Here is a 14,060-nt window from a genome sequence, read left to right as displayed (position 1 = left end):
GAGGCCGACCGCCGTCCCACAAGACCCGCTGTGCCACGACCCGCCCGCCGGACCGCGACCTACGATCGGACGCGATGACCCCCCGCCCGCCGACGCCGCCCGCGCACCCCGCCGGCGCCGCGTCCGACCCGTCCGGCAGCGACCGCGACGACCTGCGTCGACGCAACCTCGCCGCCGTGCTGCAGGCCGTGCACCTGCGCGACGGCAGCACGCGCGCCGACCTCACGCGCGAGACCGGCCTGCACCGTTCGACCGTGCGGGCCCTGGTCGCCGAGCTGGTGCGCGCGGGGACCGTCACGGAGGACCTGCCCGCACCGTCGGGGGGCGTCGGCCGCCCGAGCCCGCGCGTGCGCGCGACGGACGCGACCCGCGTGCTCACGCTCCACCCCGAGCTCGACGCGACGCACGGCGCGCTGGTCGGCCTGGGCGGCCGCGTGCTCGCGCACGCCCGCGTCCCGCACGAGGCACCGCCGCGCCCCGACGACGTGCTCGCCGCGGCGCGCGAGCTCCGCGACCGGCTCGCGCCGACCGGCCCGCTGCGCGGCGTCGGCGTGGCCGCGCCGGGGCTGGTCGACCGGCGCACCGGGACCGTCGTCGTCGCACCCCACCTGGGCTGGCGCGACGTCCCGCTTGGGCCACTGCTCGCCGCCGCGCTCGACGCACCCGTCGCGGTCGACAACGACGCCAACTGCGGCGTGGTCGCCGAGTCGCTGTTCGGCGCGGGGCGCGGCGCACGGGCGGTCGTCTACCTCAACGGCGGCGCCTCGGGCATCGGCGGATCGGCGGCGGACGCGGGCGTGCTGACCGTCGGCGCGCACGGGTTCGGCGGCGAGATCGGGCACACGCTGGTCCGGTCCGACGGTCGCCCCTGCCACTGCGGGGCCGACGGGTGCCTCGAGACCGAGGTGTCGCGCGACCGGCTGCTCGCGGCGCTGGGCGACGTGCCCGCCTCGGAGCTCGAGCCCACGCTCGCGCGCGTGGTCGCGGCGACCCCGTCGACGGCGCTCGCCGAGATCGACCGGCAGCTCGGCTACCTGGGCGTCGCGCTGCGCACGGTCGTCAACGTGCTCAACCCCGAGCGGATCGTGCTGGGCGGGTTCCTCGCCGCGCTCGTCCGCACGCGCGGGACCGCCGCGCTCGACGCCCACCTGGCGCGCGCGCTGCCGGGCGCCAGGGAGGACGCCCGCGTCGTGACGGCCGCGCTGGGCGCGGACCTGCTCGCGGTCGGCGCGGCGCAGCTCGTGCTGCGCGACGTGCTCGCCGACCCGCTCTCGACGGGCCGCTGACCGCCGGCACCGAGCACCCACATCCTCGCCGGACGCGTCGAAATCCCTGGTGAGAGGGTCGACGGCCGCCCTAGCGTCGGCGGCACCGACCCCTCGGACCGGAGGTTCCCATGGCCACGCTGCAGGCGACCCACCCCGTCTTCCCCGTCCCCGACGTCGCGGCGACGGCCGCCTGGTACCGCGACCGCCTCGGGTTCCGGGTCGTCGAGTACCTGGACGCCGCGGAGCCGCACGTGTGCCTGTACCGGGACGGCATCGAGATCGTCCTGACGTCCGCGCCGGGCGTGCCGGTGGTGCCGCACCGCGAGCGGTACGGCTTCGGGTACGACGCGTACGTCATCACCGACGACGCCGCGGGCCTGCACGCCGAGCTGCTCGCGGCGGGTGTGCGGGTGGTGCGCGCGCCGGGCCTGACCGACTACGGCAACGTCGACTTGGTGCTGGAGGACGTCGACGGGCGCTGGCTGGGGTGCGGCATCAAGGTGCGCGCCCGGGACTGAGCGCGAGCGGCGGGCGGGTCCGCGGCGCGACCTGCGCACTTGGCCAGATATACCCCCGGGGGTATCTTGGAGCCATGTCCCCCACCCCGGAACCCGCACCACGACGCCTCGTCGTGGTCGGCGGCGTCGCCGGCGGCATGAGCGCCGCGGCCCGCGCCCGCCGGCTCGACGAGTCCGCGTCGATCGTCGTCCTCGAGCAGTCCGCGCACGTGTCGTTCGCCAACTGCGGCCTGCCGTACCACCTGTCCGGCGAGATCGAGAGCCGCGACTCCCTGCTGCTGCACACCCCCGCGTCGCTGCACGCCGCGCTCGCGCTCGACGTGCGCACCGGCCACCGCGTCACCGCGATCGACCGCACGGCCCGCACCGTCGCCGTCGCCACCGCCGACGGCACGTACGACCTGCCCTACGACGCGCTGCTGCTCGCCCCCGGCGCGGTGGCCGTCCGGCCGCCCGTCGACGGGCTCGACCACCCCGCGGTGCACACGCTGCGGACCGTCCCCGACCTCGACGCGCTCACGGCGCGCGTCGCGGCCCTGCCCGCGGACCGCCCGCGCCGGGCCGTCGTCGTCGGCGCCGGGTTCATCGGCCTCGAGGCCGTCGAGGCGCTCGCGCACCGCGGCCTGGACGTCACGCTCGTCGAGCTCGCCGACCACGTGCTGCCGCCCCTCGACCCCGAGCTCGCCCCGCTGCTGGCCGACGAGCTGCGCGCGCACGGCGTCGCGCTGCACCTCGGCGTCGCCGCCCGGTCCGTCACGACCGGCGCCGACGGCGCCGCGCTCGTCACGCTCACCGACGGCACCCGGGTGCCGGCCGACCTCGTCGTCGTCAACGTCGGCGTGCGCCCCGCGAGCGACCTCGCGCGCGACGCGGGCCTCACGCTCGGCGCCACCGGGGCGATCGTCGTCGACGCCGACCAGCGCACGTCCGACCCGCACGTGTGGGCCGTCGGCGACGCGGTCGAGGTGACGCACGCCGTGACCGGCGCCGTCGGCCCCGTCCCGCTCGCGGGCCCCGCCAACCGGCAGGGCCGCCGCGCCGCCGACGCGATGCTCGGCCGCCGCACCACGCCGCAGGCCCCCGTGCTCGGCACCGCGATCGTCCGGGTGTTCGGCCTCACCGCCGCCGTCACGGGCGCGAGCCAGGCCGCGCTCGCCCGTGCGGGGATCGAGCACGAGGTCGTGCGCGTGCACGGCGGGCACCACGCCGGGTACTTCCCCGGCACGCAGGCCGTGCACCTGGTCGCGTCGTTCGCGCCCGACGGCCGCCTGCTCGGCGCGCAGGCCGTCGGCCGCGCGGGCGTCGACAAGCGCATCGACGTGCTCGCGACCGCGCTGCGCGCGGGCATGACCGCCGACGACCTCGCCGAGCTCGATCTCGCGTACGCGCCGCCCTACGGCGCCGCGAAGGACCCCGTGAACATGCTCGGGTTCGTCGCGCAGAACGTCCTGGACGGCACGATGCCGCAGTGGCACGCCGCCGACCTCGACGCCGTGCGCGCGACGCACCTCGTGCTCGACGTCCGCACCGCCGCCGAGCACGCGCGCGGCCACCTCGACGGCGCGCTGCACGTGCCGCACACCGAGCTCCGCGACCGCCTCGACGAGGTGCGCGCGGCCGCGGCCGGCCGGCCCGTCGCGGTGCACTGCCAGAGCGGCGTCCGCGCGCACATCGCGACGCGCGTGCTGCTGCACGCCGGCCTCGACGCGCGCAACCTCTCGGGCGGCTGGCTCAGCCTCGTCCTCACCCACCCGGCCCTCACCCGCCCCGACGCCGTCCGCCCCCTCGAAGGAGCCCGCTCATGAGCCTGCGCGACGTCCTCGACCGCCTGCGCGGCCGCACCCCCGACGACGGCGCCCTGCCCGCCACGGTCGACGGCCCGCGTGCCGTCGCCCTCGTGCGGGAGGGAGCCCAGCTGCTCGACGTCCGCGAGCGCGCCGAGTGGCGCACCGGTCACGCGCCGCAGGCCGTGCACGTACCGCTCGGCGACGTCGCCGACGCACCCCGCCGCCTCACCGCGGGCACGCCCGTCGTCGTGATGTGCGCGTCGGGCATGCGCTCGCGCACCGCCGCCAAGCAGCTGCGCGCCGCGGGGATCGCGGCCACGAGCCTGTCGGGCGGCATCGGCGCCTGGCAGGCGGCGGGCGGCGCCGTCCGCCGCTGACCCGCCCCCGACCCACGACGTACCCTCACCCCACCCCCCACCGGAAGGACTCCCCTCATGTGCAGCCCCGCCACCTGCGAGACCTGCGGCAAGGTCACCTGGACCGGCTGCGGCCAGCACGTCGACGCCGTCATGGCCGACGTGCCCCGCGACCAGCAGTGCACCTGCCGCTGACGCGGCACCCCACCGGCGACAGGAGAACCTCGTGGAGCTCGACCCCACGGAGATGACGAAGGTCGGCAACCGGCTCAAGCGCGCCCAGGGGCAGCTGACCGCCGTGATCCGCATGATCGACGAGGGCGCCGACTGCGAGGACGTCGTCGTGCAGCTGTCGGCCGTGTCGCGCGCGCTCGACCGCGCCGGGTTCGCGATCATCGCGTCCGGCATGAAGCAGTGCCTCACGCGACCTCCGGGCACGGACGAGGACGCCGACCAGGACCCGACGCTCGACGTCGCGAAGCTCGAGAAGCTGTTCCTGTCGCTCGCGTAGGGCCCGACCGGGCGCACCGGACGCCACGCACGCCCCGGCGCGGCGGGCGCGTCAGGCGGGCACGCGCCAGCCGCGCAGCCGGGCGGGGTCCCGCACGACCCACAGGTCGACGACGCGCCCGTCGCGCACCCCCACGCCGACGACCGCGAGCACCTGCCCGCCGTCGTGCGCGAGCAGCGCGGGCTCGCCGTTGGCGACGACCCGCGCGAGCGCGAGCCCGGGCGCCCGCTCGGCGACGCCCGCGAGCAGCTCGGCGACCGCCGTCGCGCCGACCACCGGCGCCGCGGGTGCGCTGACCACGCCGCCGCCGTCGACGACGGCGACGCACGACGGGTCCAGCACGGCGACCACGGCGGCGACGTCGCGCCGACGCCACGCGTCGCGCAGCGCGTCCACCACGGCCGGGTCGACCGGCGCGCGCCGTGCGGGCTCGGCCCCGACCCGGCGCCGCGCCGACGACGCGAGCTGCCGGCACGCCGCCGGCGAGCGTCCCAGCACGTCGGCGACCTCGGCGAACGCGTACCCGAACACGTCGTGCAGCACGAGCGCGACCCGCTCGGCGGGCGTGGTCCGCGCGAGCACCACGAGGAAGGCGGTGCGCAGCGACTCGTCGGCCGTCAGGAGGTCGGCGGGGTCGCCGGCCCCTGCCGTGGCGGCGCGGCTGGTCCACGCGGCCCCCGGGACCGGCTCGGGCAGCCGCTCGCCCGCGGAGCGCTCGCGCCGCACGCGGGCCGATCGCAGCACGTCGAGGCAGACGCGGCTGCACACCGTCACGCGCCACGCGGTGGGCGTCACGACCCGGGCGCGCTCGGCCGCGGGCGTCGCGAACCACCGCACGTACGTCTCCTGCACGGCGTCCTCGGCCTCCGCGACCGACCCGAGCAGCCGGTACGCGACGTCGAGGAGCAGCCGCCGGTCGTCGTCGGGGCGCGGCTCCTCCACCTGCGTCGCGCTCGGCGCACCGTCCGGCAGCACCCTCGGTGCGTCTCGGTCGTCGTGCACCCGGCCCCCTGCCGTCGCGTCTCGACGTGTCCCGTCGCCGCACCCGTCCCGGGGCGCGGACCTGTGCCCACGCCACGCTAGCGGCCCGTCCGTCCTGACGTCCCGGGGTCCTGCCTCGTCATGACGTGCGTGTGCGCCGTCGCCCGGCGGTGCGCACGGCCGCCCCGCGGCCACCCACGACGTGCGGACCGGCCACGGCCCGCACCCGGCAGGAAGGACGTGGTCCATGACCACCGACAACGGCATCACCTTCGTCAACGTCGTCGACGTCGACCCCGCGCGGCAGGCCGAGCTGGTGGCCCTGCTGCGGGAGGGCGCGGAGCGCGTGATCCGGCACCGCCCCGGCTTCGTCTCCCTGACCCTGCTCGCGAGCACGGACGGCTCGCGCGTCGTCAACCTCGCCCGCTGGCGCAGCGCCGACGACGTGCGGGCGACGCAGGCCGACCCGGCCGCTGCCGAGTACGCGTCCCGCACCGCCGCCATCGCCGGCGCACGGCCGGGCCTCTACACGGTCGCGGCGCAGTACGACGCGTGACCGGCCGCCCGTGGCGGGCGCACCACCGCGCCCGCCACGGGCACCGCTCGGCCCTCGCGCAGGACGAGGCCGGACCGCCTCGGGGCGGCGGGCTCGACGTCGGCTGCCCGTCGTACCCCGATGCGGCGCCCCGCGACCGCACCCCTCGGGTGCGGCGCTGGCGGGCACGAGACACCTCGGGGCTGGCAACAGGTCCCACCCCGTGGACGACGCCCTCGACGAGACCGGGCTGACGGCGCTCACCGGCGGCAGGAGGCCACCGAGCCCGGTCTCGCGCGGGGCGTGTCCCACGATCTGGACGATGCCCGGCGGGGCTGCCGGTCAGCGGCGCGTCGGGGCGTACCGGGCGTCGAGGTCGCCGTCGTGCAGCCGTGCGACGAACGCGTTCATGCGGGCCGCCGCGGCCGCGTGCCGCGCGAGGACGCCCGCCACGGGCGCCGGGACGTCGCGCGGGACGCCGTGCGTCGCGCACCGCCGCACGTACGCGTTGCGCTCGACCGGTGGCCCGGCCGTCGGACCCGGCACCCCGCACACGGTCGTGACCAGCCAGTTCACCAGGCGCATGGCGACGTAGTCGGCGTCGTGGTCGACGTTCGCGGCGACGAACGCCCGCTCGTCGTCGGACAGGTCGAACCGGGCCGACGTCGCGAGGCCGAAGTCGACCAGGGCGAGCCGGTCGCCGTCGGCGCGCAGGTTGCCCAGGTGCGCGTCGAGGTGCAGCAGCGCACGACTGCGGAGGAACGCGACGACGTCGCCGAGCTGCCGCTCGACGCGCTCCGCCGCGGCCACCGGGTCCGGCACCGTGTCGAGCAGGGACGACGGCACGTGCTCGGAGAGCAGCACGAGGCTCGACGTCGCGGCCGCGAGCTCCTCGAGCCGCTCGCGCACGGCCGGCGACCCGCCGAACTGCGCGACGACGGCGTCGACGTCGCGCTGCTCGTCGGCGACGGGCGGGCGGCCGGGCAGCACGCGCCCGTGGTGCAGCAGCGCGAACCCCTGCGCCTCGCCGGCGAGCACGCCCGCGGTGACGACCCGGTTCGCGGCCAGCTCGCGCCACGCGCCGACGCCCGGCCCGGCCAGCGGGAACATGCCGTACCGGCAGGCTATCGGCAGACCGTGCAGGTCGGCGGTGCTGCCCGGGTGCGCGAGCTCGCGCGCCGTGACGGGCACGCGCTTGGCGAAGACCGCGACCCCGTCGACGTCGACGACCGACGTGCCGCCGCCGACGCCCACCGAGCCGTCGGTGCCGTCGGCCAGCAGCGCGCCCAGCGCGTCGTCGTCGAGCGCCGCGAGGGCGGCCGCGACCCGGTCGTGGCGGGCACGACGGTCGGCGAGCACCGCCCGATCATGACAGGCGGGCGGGGCCGCACGCCCGCCTCGGACGTGCGGCCCCGTCGTCGGCCGGTCGGTGCAGACCGGTCAGGTCGCGCTGCAGGTCGCGGTCAGCCCGCTGGGGCTGCCGCTGCCCAGGAACCCGGCGGACGCGGTGCCCCCGGGTGCGAGGGCGCCGTTCCACGACGCCGAGCTGATCGTGCTGCCGGAGGCCGTGCCGTTCCACGCCTGCGTGATGGTCGCGCCGGCCACGGTGGCCTGCCAGCCGCTGATCGCGGACGTGCCCGCCGTGACGGTCACCGTGGCCTGGTAGCCGCCCGTCCACGTGCTGACCACCTGGACCGTCGCGGTGCAGCCGCCGACGGGCTGCTGCGTGGGAGTGGGCGTCGGGGTCGGGGTGGGCGTGGGGGTCGGGGTGGGCGTGGGGGTCGGGGTGGGCGTCGGGGTCGGCGTGGGCGTCGCCGTCGGGGTGGGTGTCGGCGTCGGGGTCGTCGTGCCGCCGAACGTCACGTCGCTGCACTGGTAGTACGGCTGGTCGAGGTGGCTGGCCTGCCAGATCGTGAAGACGACGTGGTGCCCCGTGCGGTCGCGCGGGATGCTCACGTCGGTCACGTACGGGCTGGACGGCGCGTACCGGCCCGTGGTCTTGACCAGCTCGAGATCGGCCCACGTGAGCGGCTCGGTGAGCGCGTCGTACCCCTGCTTGGTCACGTAGATCTTCAGGTAGTCCGCGCCGTGGTTCGACGGGTCGTGGACCGTGAGCCGGAAGTCGTACGGCTTGGCGGTCGTGCGCCACGGGCCGGGGTCGTCGGCCGCCGCGTACAGGTCGTTGTCGGCCGAGCACAGGCGTCCGTCGGGCACCGACTGCTCGTGGTTGCCGTTCGCGCCCTCCTTGAAGATGCCGTTCCAGTTCCACATGGCCTGCGGGTTGGCCTGCCACGCGTCCCAGCACTGCGGGTCCTGCGTCTGCATCGCGGGGTTCGTGTGGTTGCTGGCCCAGCGGTCCCAGCAGCCGTAGACGCGCGCGGGCGGGTCGGACACGGCGCCGTGCGCCGCGGCGGGGGCGGCCAGCGCGACCGAGCCGGCGGCCATGCCGGCTCCGAGCGCGAGGGCGCCGAGCACCGCGGCGACGCGGCGCAGCGGCGGGGTGCGGGTCATGGGTGCTCCTCGGTGACGACGGGTGGTCCGTGCACCCTTCGTCGGCGCGGGCGCGCGCACCAGGCGTCGAAACGCTTCGTCGCGTCCGCCGGACCACGCTCCCCCGACGTCGCCGCGTCGCTAGGGTGGCGCGATGGCTGTGACGGCGCGGCAGGTGGCGGAGCGGATCGTCGAGCACGTGGGCGTGCCGCTGCGGACGACGACGGTGGACGGGTTCCTCGCGGGCGACCCCGACGCGCCCGTGCGGGGCGTGGCCGTGACGGTGATGGCGACGTTGGACGTGCTGCGCACGGCCGTCGACCGCGGCCTGGACCTGGTGCTCACGCACGAGCCGCTGTACTTCGACCACGCGGGCACGTCCGAGCCGACGTTCGTCGCCGAGGACGACCCGGTGCACCGCGCCAAGGCGGCGTTCGTCGTCGAGCACGGGCTGCGGGTGCTGCGCCAGCACGACCAGTGGCACGACCGTGAGCCCGACGGCGTCCTCACCGGCCAGGCGCGCGCGCTGGGCTGGCTCGACGCCGAGCGCCCGGACGACCCGGGGGTCTACGACCTGCCGCCGACGACGCTCGGCGAGCTCGCCGCGCACGTCGCCGACCGGCTGGGGGCGCGCGCGCTGCGGTACGTCGGCGACCCGACGAGCCGCGTGTCGAGCGTGGCGCTGCAGCCCGGCTTCCTGGGCTTCGCCAAGAACCGGGCCCTGCTCGCCCGCCCCGACGTCGACGTGGTCGTGATCGGCGAGGGCCACGAGTGGGAGACCGGCGAGTACGCGGCCGACGCGGTCGCGGCGGGCGTGAGCGCGGGGCTCGTGGTCGTGGGGCACACGCCGTCGGAGGAGCAGGGCATGGCGGAGATGGCGCGCTGGCTCGTCGACCTGCTGCCCGAGGTGCCGGTCGAGCTGGTGCCCGCGGTCGACCACTACCGGACGCTCTGACGCCCGCCGGCACCGGGGTCGTCAGCCCGCGGCCGGCACCTGCCAGAGTACGGGCCGCACCTCGTACTGCTCGTGCGCGTCACGCGAGACCTGCGGGTTCTCCGGCACCCCGACGTACCCGAGCGGCTGCCCGCTCGGCAGCACCGCGATGTCGCACGACTCCACGGTCTCGCCCGGCGCGTGCTCGGTGAACCGGCCCGACTGGCAGGCGGGGAACGTCCCGAACACCAGGAGGTCCGACGCACCGGCGCCGTCGACGTCCCAGGCCCGCACGTGCGGCGGCGACACCGAGATGAGGCTCAGGCCCCGCGCCCACTCCAGGGTGTGCTGCATGCGCACGTAGTAGACCGTCTCGGTGGCCGGGTCGACCGGCGTGTCCAGGTCGACGCCCGCGAGGTCGGCCGGGTCGGCGACGGTGACGCTCACGAACCGTGACGTGACCTGCGCCTCCGAGTACGTCGGACCCGCGGGGTCGAACCCGTTGTGCATCTCGATCACGGCCGCGTCGCCGGCGCCGAGCACGGCGCCGGGCGCGGTGATCTCCAGGCGTGCGCCGACCTCGACGGGCTCGGTGGGCGTGGGCTCCGGCGTCGGGGCGGGCGACGCGCTGGGCGTCACGGGCGGCGTGCTCGACGCGGCCGGGTCGGCCTCCTCGTCACCGCCGCCGCAGGCCGCGAGCGGTGCGACGAGCAGCAGCGCGGCGACCACGGGACGGGCGCGGCGGTGCGGGCGGCCGGGCAGGACGGCGGGCGTGCGGGCGTCGGTGCGCATGCCTCATCGTCCCCGACGCGCGACCGTCCGCGCGTTCACGCGTCGTCGCGCACCACGCGGTGCCGCAGGTAGACGACGCCCTGGTCGTACGTGCGGCACTCGACGAGCCGCAGCCGCACCTGCCGCGCGTCGTGCGCGAAGTACGGCGTGCCGCCGCCCACGAGCACGGGCAGCACGCGCACGCGGTACTCGTCGATCAGGCCGAGGCCCGCGGCCTGGTGCGCGAGGTCGGCGCCGCCGATGCCGATGTCGCCGTCGACCTCGTCGCGCAGGCGGGCGACCTCGGCGGCCAGGTCACCGGTCGCGAGGCGCGCGGGGCCGCGCACGTCGGACAGGGTGCGCGAGAAGACGACCTTCGGCAGCGCGTTCCACAGCGCGGCGAACTCCCGCTCGGCGTCGTCGAGCGACGCAGGGTCGACGTCCTGCCAGTACTCCATCGTCTCGTAGAGGCGCCGGCCCAGCAGGTGCACGCCGAGTCCGCGGACCTCGTCGGTGGCGAGCGCGAACACGTCGGGCGGGGGCGCCGCCCAGTCGAACCGGCCGTCGGGGCCGATGACGTAGCCGTCGAGCGAGGCGGTCAGGGAGTAGGTGACGTCAGGCATCGCGGGTCCTCCGTGCTCGGGGTGTCCCGGGTGTCGACCGGCCCCGGCGGCGGAACTCGTCGGGGCCGGTCGAGGACCGTAGCCGTCAGGCCGTGACGCGCGCGGCCTCCCGTACCAGGTCCGCGACGACGTCGGACCGGCGGACGTCTACACGTGGCAGATGCGGCCCACAGTTGAGCCCGCCGTCGACATCCTGCGCGATCACGACTTCCCACCGGCCGCTGACCAGGTCGCCGGCGGCGTGCCCGCGCCGGACAAGCAACGCGGCTGCGTCCTCGGCACGGCCCAGCAAATGGCGTCGTGCCCGACGAACGGCACTTCTTGTCATCCTTTCACTCCGCGCGGTGACGACGTCGCCCAGTTCGTCGTAGGGGACGCGGGCATCGGGAACGTCGGTTCCTGCTCATTGATGACGACGGGCGCCGCGACGCCGCGCTCGATCAAGGACCGCGCGGTGTCGATGGAACCGGGGCGGTCCAGTTCCCAGGGGCGAACGGTGCACGGGCACCCCACGCCTGTCGGTGTAGCCAGTCGCTGCCCCCCCGTCGCGCCGCCGCGACGATCCCGCCTGTGGTGGTTGCGCGGGATGCACTTCCCGGTGAAAGACAGTTGTCCAGTATTGACCGCCGCCGAGGGTCTTCGCTAGCCACTCTTATGTACGCATGACACCAACTCGAAGAAGAGGTGGATCCGTGAGACGGAGTTTGGTCAGAACCATCGTCAGCGTCGGAGTGGCTGTAGCCACTGTCGCGGCGGTCACTGCGACCAGTCCAACTCCCGCCGCGAACGCAGCGAGCAATGCCGCTGCCGTGGCGGACCAGATCGAAGGACTCGACTACCAGCTGCTGCTGGACGAGGCCGAGGGGGCAGTGGAGGTGCTCAGCGATGGGTCGATCGTTCAGACGATCGGCGACCAGCAGATGGTGTTCTCCCAGGACGGAACGTGGACGGTGAGCGACGTGACCTCACCTGACGAGGTCACTCCGCAGTACGTCAGCGGCTGCGTCGGCTCGTTCGCGCCGATCATCAGGGTGGCGGGCTACCTGCAGACCGGGGCGACCCAGACGTGCACCGAGGGCGCCTACCCGCAGTGGATCGACTACCAACTGCGCAGCACATGCCCAGGCATCCTCTGCCTGATCTTCAGCAATGAGACCGGTCGCATCCGCAGCAACAACGGGCTGGGCTACAGTCGTGTCGCGAACGTCACGTACACCGAGAACTGCGTGTCCTCGGGGAACCGGCAGTACCAGCAGATCGTGTGGCCGACCGGACGCGGCGTGCAGTTCGGCCCCGTCGTCGACACCAACGAGCCGATCGTCAACTGCGACCTGAACGCCTAGGTCCGACACCGTCAGGTCTCCGACGCCTACGCGTCGGAGACCTGACCATGTGGCCAGAACACCCAGATCGCATTTCCAGACCGGTCGTGGAGCGGTTCTGCCGGAGCGCCGATCACCTCTCGCACCCAGTTCACAGACAGGTGCCCCTCAGTCGCAATCGTGTCCGCCGGAGCCCCGAGGTGTGCCGCCCGCACCACACTGGCACGGATCTGCTCGACATCCACGTCGACGGGCACCTGGCCACCTCGCCCCCGGCCGGCAGCCATGCTCACAGCTGCCTTCAGATCGGCCAACGCGGCCGCGACGCTGTCCTCCACGTCTCCACGCTACCGCCGGCCTGCTGACTCCTGGCCCGACGCCAGCGGCCACCCACACCTGCCAGGCCGATGCGGGAAACGTCTACCCGCCCCTCGAGCCGCTCGAGGTAGCCGCGCCCGGTGTGGCGCACGGCGTCGGCCGGGGTGCCGTCGCTGTAGTCGGGCGCCTGGCCGGTCATCGGCAGCGGTGCCCGCTCGATGACCTGGGCAGTGACTACGTCGCCGAGCCTGGCACAGCCTCCCCAGCGGCGGGGCCTGACCGCGTCCGCCTCCGACCAGGGGTGGAGGCACGATCCGGCTCCCGGCGGACGCGCCGACGCAGGTCAGCGCGCCAGGCTGGTGCCGTGACCCTGCAGCCCGTCGAGCAGCGCCCCGAACCGACCGCCGCGCCGAGCCCGTCCACCACGCCGAGCGCCCCGCCCGCGCGGCGCGCCGGCGACCGTCCGCACCGCGCACCGCGCGTCCGGGTCGTCGCGACCGTGCTGTTCGCCTTCTACCTCGTGGTGCTCGCGGCCGCCGCGTTCCTGCCGCTGCCGTTCGAGCAGGTGCCGCACGGCGACGGCCCGCGCTGGGACCTCACTCTGCGCGCCCCCGACCTGCTCGGCAGCTGGGAGGCGCAGCGCAACGTGCTCATGACGCTGCCGCTGGGCGTGCTGCTGCCGCTCGTCGTGCGGTGGCGCTACGAGACGCTCGTGCTCACGTGCCTCGCCGTGACGGTCGCGATCGAGACGGTCCAGCTGGTCGTGTCCGCGTCCGTCGGGTGGGCGTGGCGCGCGTTCGACGTCAACGACATCCTGCTCAACACGATCGGCGGCGTGCTCGGCCTGGGGCTCACGGGCCTCGGGCTGCTCGTCACGCGGCGCGCGACGCTGCCCGCCCCGCGGCGCCTGCTGCCCGGCGTCGCCGCGCTCGCGCTGGTCGCGTGGGCCGGTGCGGCGACCTTCCCGCTGGGCGAGCCGCCGCTGCCCACGCCCGCCTTCGCGTGCGACGAGGCACCCGCCGGGGCGGTCACGACCCTGCCCGGGGGCGCCAGCGCGTACGCGGGCACCGACGGGTCGGTGTGCGTGCTGTCCGGCGACACGGCGACGGCGGTGGCGCCCGACGTCGCGTCGGGCCCCGCGCTCACGTCCGAGCAGCCCGACGGCACGTGGGAGGTCGGCGCGGCCCAGCCGTACGACGTCGAGCGCGGCCTCGAGACCGGGGTCGAGCTGCACGCCGTGGACGGCACGCACCTGCTGGTGTGGGCCGTGCGGCGGTAGCACGGCCGCCGCGTCAGGGTGCGATCACGAGCTCCGCGATCCGGTCGTCGGCCAGCACGAACCGGTACACGAGGTCGACGACACCCCCGGGGAAGTCGCCCTCCAGGTGCAGGGTCGCGGTCCAGCGGTCCGCGTCGACGCGCTGCGCCGCCACCAGGTCGGTCATGTACGTGAACTCGCCGCCCGCGTCGGCGAGGAACCCGCGGACCTCGTCGGTGCCGCGGTAGGTGTGCCCGTCGTCGACGACCACGGCCGTCGGGGCGAACGCCGCGAGGGCGGCGTCGGTGTCGCGCGCCGTGTGGGCGGCGAGGTAGTCCCGCACGGTCGCGGGCAGGTCGGTGGTCGCGATGCTGGTCGGTGTCGTCAT

16 protein-coding genes are annotated in these 14,060 nt (G+C 75.8%); 9 read left to right on the top strand and 7 right to left on the bottom strand.

Annotated features, from left to right (window positions below; all coding sequences use genetic code 11):
- Positions 1-74 precede the first annotated feature (74 nt).
- The 5 genes from E4A51_RS13460 (at position 75) to E4A51_RS13440 (ending at position 4,440) form a co-directional block, all read left to right on the top strand.
- Positions 75-1,286 carry an ROK family protein gene (locus E4A51_RS13460; RefSeq protein ID WP_134852080.1) on the top strand — a complete coding sequence of 404 codons (1,212 nt, stop codon included), beginning with the start codon at positions 75-77 and terminating at the stop codon, positions 1,284-1,286.
- A gap of 110 nt (positions 1,287-1,396) precedes the next feature.
- Complete coding sequence (locus tag E4A51_RS13455; protein ID WP_070318534.1) at positions 1,397-1,786, top strand: VOC family protein; 390 nt, start codon at positions 1,397-1,399, stop codon at positions 1,784-1,786.
- A gap of 74 nt (positions 1,787-1,860) precedes the next feature.
- Positions 1,861-3,591, top strand: coding sequence for an FAD-dependent oxidoreductase (locus E4A51_RS13450; protein ID WP_134852079.1), 1,731 nt, complete (start codon positions 1,861-1,863; stop codon positions 3,589-3,591).
- Positions 3,588-3,950, top strand: coding sequence for a rhodanese-like domain-containing protein (locus E4A51_RS13445; RefSeq protein ID WP_134852078.1), 363 nt, complete (start codon positions 3,588-3,590; stop codon positions 3,948-3,950). The genes E4A51_RS13450 and E4A51_RS13445 overlap by 4 nt, the downstream gene beginning before the upstream one ends.
- A 205-nt stretch (positions 3,951-4,155) precedes the next feature.
- The gene (locus E4A51_RS13440) at positions 4,156-4,440 is read left to right on the top strand and encodes a metal-sensitive transcriptional regulator (RefSeq protein WP_070318532.1); all 285 of its coding nucleotides are present in this window, start codon (positions 4,156-4,158) and stop codon (positions 4,438-4,440) included.
- A gap of 51 nt (positions 4,441-4,491) precedes the next feature.
- Here E4A51_RS13440 and E4A51_RS13435 read toward each other — a convergent pair whose 3' ends face one another.
- Positions 4,492-5,442, bottom strand: coding sequence for a sigma factor (locus tag E4A51_RS13435; RefSeq protein WP_240696484.1), 951 nt, complete (start codon positions 5,440-5,442; stop codon positions 4,492-4,494).
- A 226-nt stretch (positions 5,443-5,668) separates the two neighbouring features.
- Between E4A51_RS13435 and E4A51_RS13430 the strand changes: the two genes are divergently transcribed.
- Entirely contained in the window at positions 5,669-5,977 is a 309-nt protein-coding gene (locus E4A51_RS13430) for an antibiotic biosynthesis monooxygenase (RefSeq protein WP_134852077.1), read from the top strand.
- A gap of 321 nt (positions 5,978-6,298) precedes the next feature.
- Here E4A51_RS13430 and E4A51_RS13425 read toward each other — a convergent pair whose 3' ends face one another.
- Both E4A51_RS13425 and E4A51_RS13420 read right to left on the bottom strand, forming a co-directional pair.
- A complete protein-coding gene (locus tag E4A51_RS13425; protein ID WP_134852076.1) occupies positions 6,299-7,315 on the bottom strand; it encodes a phosphotransferase in 1,017 nt (338 codons plus the stop codon).
- 81 nt (positions 7,316-7,396) lie between these two features.
- Positions 7,397-8,467, bottom strand: coding sequence for a lytic polysaccharide monooxygenase (locus E4A51_RS13420; RefSeq protein ID WP_134852075.1), 1,071 nt, complete (start codon positions 8,465-8,467; stop codon positions 7,397-7,399).
- Between the two features lie 133 nt (positions 8,468-8,600).
- Here E4A51_RS13420 and E4A51_RS13415 point away from each other — a divergent pair, with 133 nt between their 5' ends.
- Positions 8,601-9,401 (top strand): Nif3-like dinuclear metal center hexameric protein, encoded by an 801-nt coding sequence (locus E4A51_RS13415; protein ID WP_134852074.1) that lies wholly within the window; start codon positions 8,601-8,603, stop codon positions 9,399-9,401.
- 21 nt (positions 9,402-9,422) lie between these two features.
- Here the strand turns inward: E4A51_RS13415 and E4A51_RS18745 are convergent, their stop codons facing one another.
- Complete coding sequence (locus E4A51_RS18745) at positions 9,423-10,172, bottom strand: hypothetical protein (RefSeq protein WP_134852073.1); 750 nt, start codon at positions 10,170-10,172, stop codon at positions 9,423-9,425.
- A 35-nt stretch (positions 10,173-10,207) separates the two neighbouring features.
- Positions 10,208-10,774, bottom strand: a complete 567-nt coding sequence (locus E4A51_RS13405; RefSeq protein WP_134852072.1) for a dihydrofolate reductase family protein — start codon at positions 10,772-10,774, stop codon at positions 10,208-10,210.
- 809 nt (positions 10,775-11,583) lie between these two features.
- Here E4A51_RS13405 and E4A51_RS13400 point away from each other — a divergent pair.
- Complete coding sequence (locus E4A51_RS13400; protein ID WP_134852071.1) at positions 11,584-12,117, top strand: hypothetical protein; 534 nt, start codon at positions 11,584-11,586, stop codon at positions 12,115-12,117.
- Between the two features lie 26 nt (positions 12,118-12,143).
- Here the strand turns inward: E4A51_RS13400 and E4A51_RS18410 are convergent, their stop codons facing one another.
- Positions 12,144-12,434, bottom strand: coding sequence for a hypothetical protein (locus E4A51_RS18410; RefSeq protein WP_167748920.1), 291 nt, complete (start codon positions 12,432-12,434; stop codon positions 12,144-12,146).
- Between the two features lie 344 nt (positions 12,435-12,778).
- Here E4A51_RS18410 and E4A51_RS18405 point away from each other — a divergent pair, with 344 nt between their 5' ends.
- The gene (locus tag E4A51_RS18405) at positions 12,779-13,693 is read left to right on the top strand and encodes a VanZ family protein (RefSeq protein WP_167748919.1); all 915 of its coding nucleotides are present in this window, start codon (positions 12,779-12,781) and stop codon (positions 13,691-13,693) included.
- A 13-nt stretch (positions 13,694-13,706) separates the two neighbouring features.
- On the opposite strand, the gene E4A51_RS13390 is transcribed toward E4A51_RS18405, so the two are convergent.
- Positions 13,707-14,060, bottom strand: a complete 354-nt coding sequence (locus tag E4A51_RS13390; RefSeq protein WP_134852069.1) for a nuclear transport factor 2 family protein — start codon at positions 14,058-14,060, stop codon at positions 13,707-13,709.

The organism is Cellulomonas sp. HD19AZ1, from assembly GCF_004535805.1.
GTDB classification, from domain to species: domain Bacteria; phylum Actinomycetota; class Actinomycetes; order Actinomycetales; family Cellulomonadaceae; genus Cellulomonas; species Cellulomonas iranensis.
This window is presented reverse-complemented; position numbering and strand designations above follow the sequence as displayed.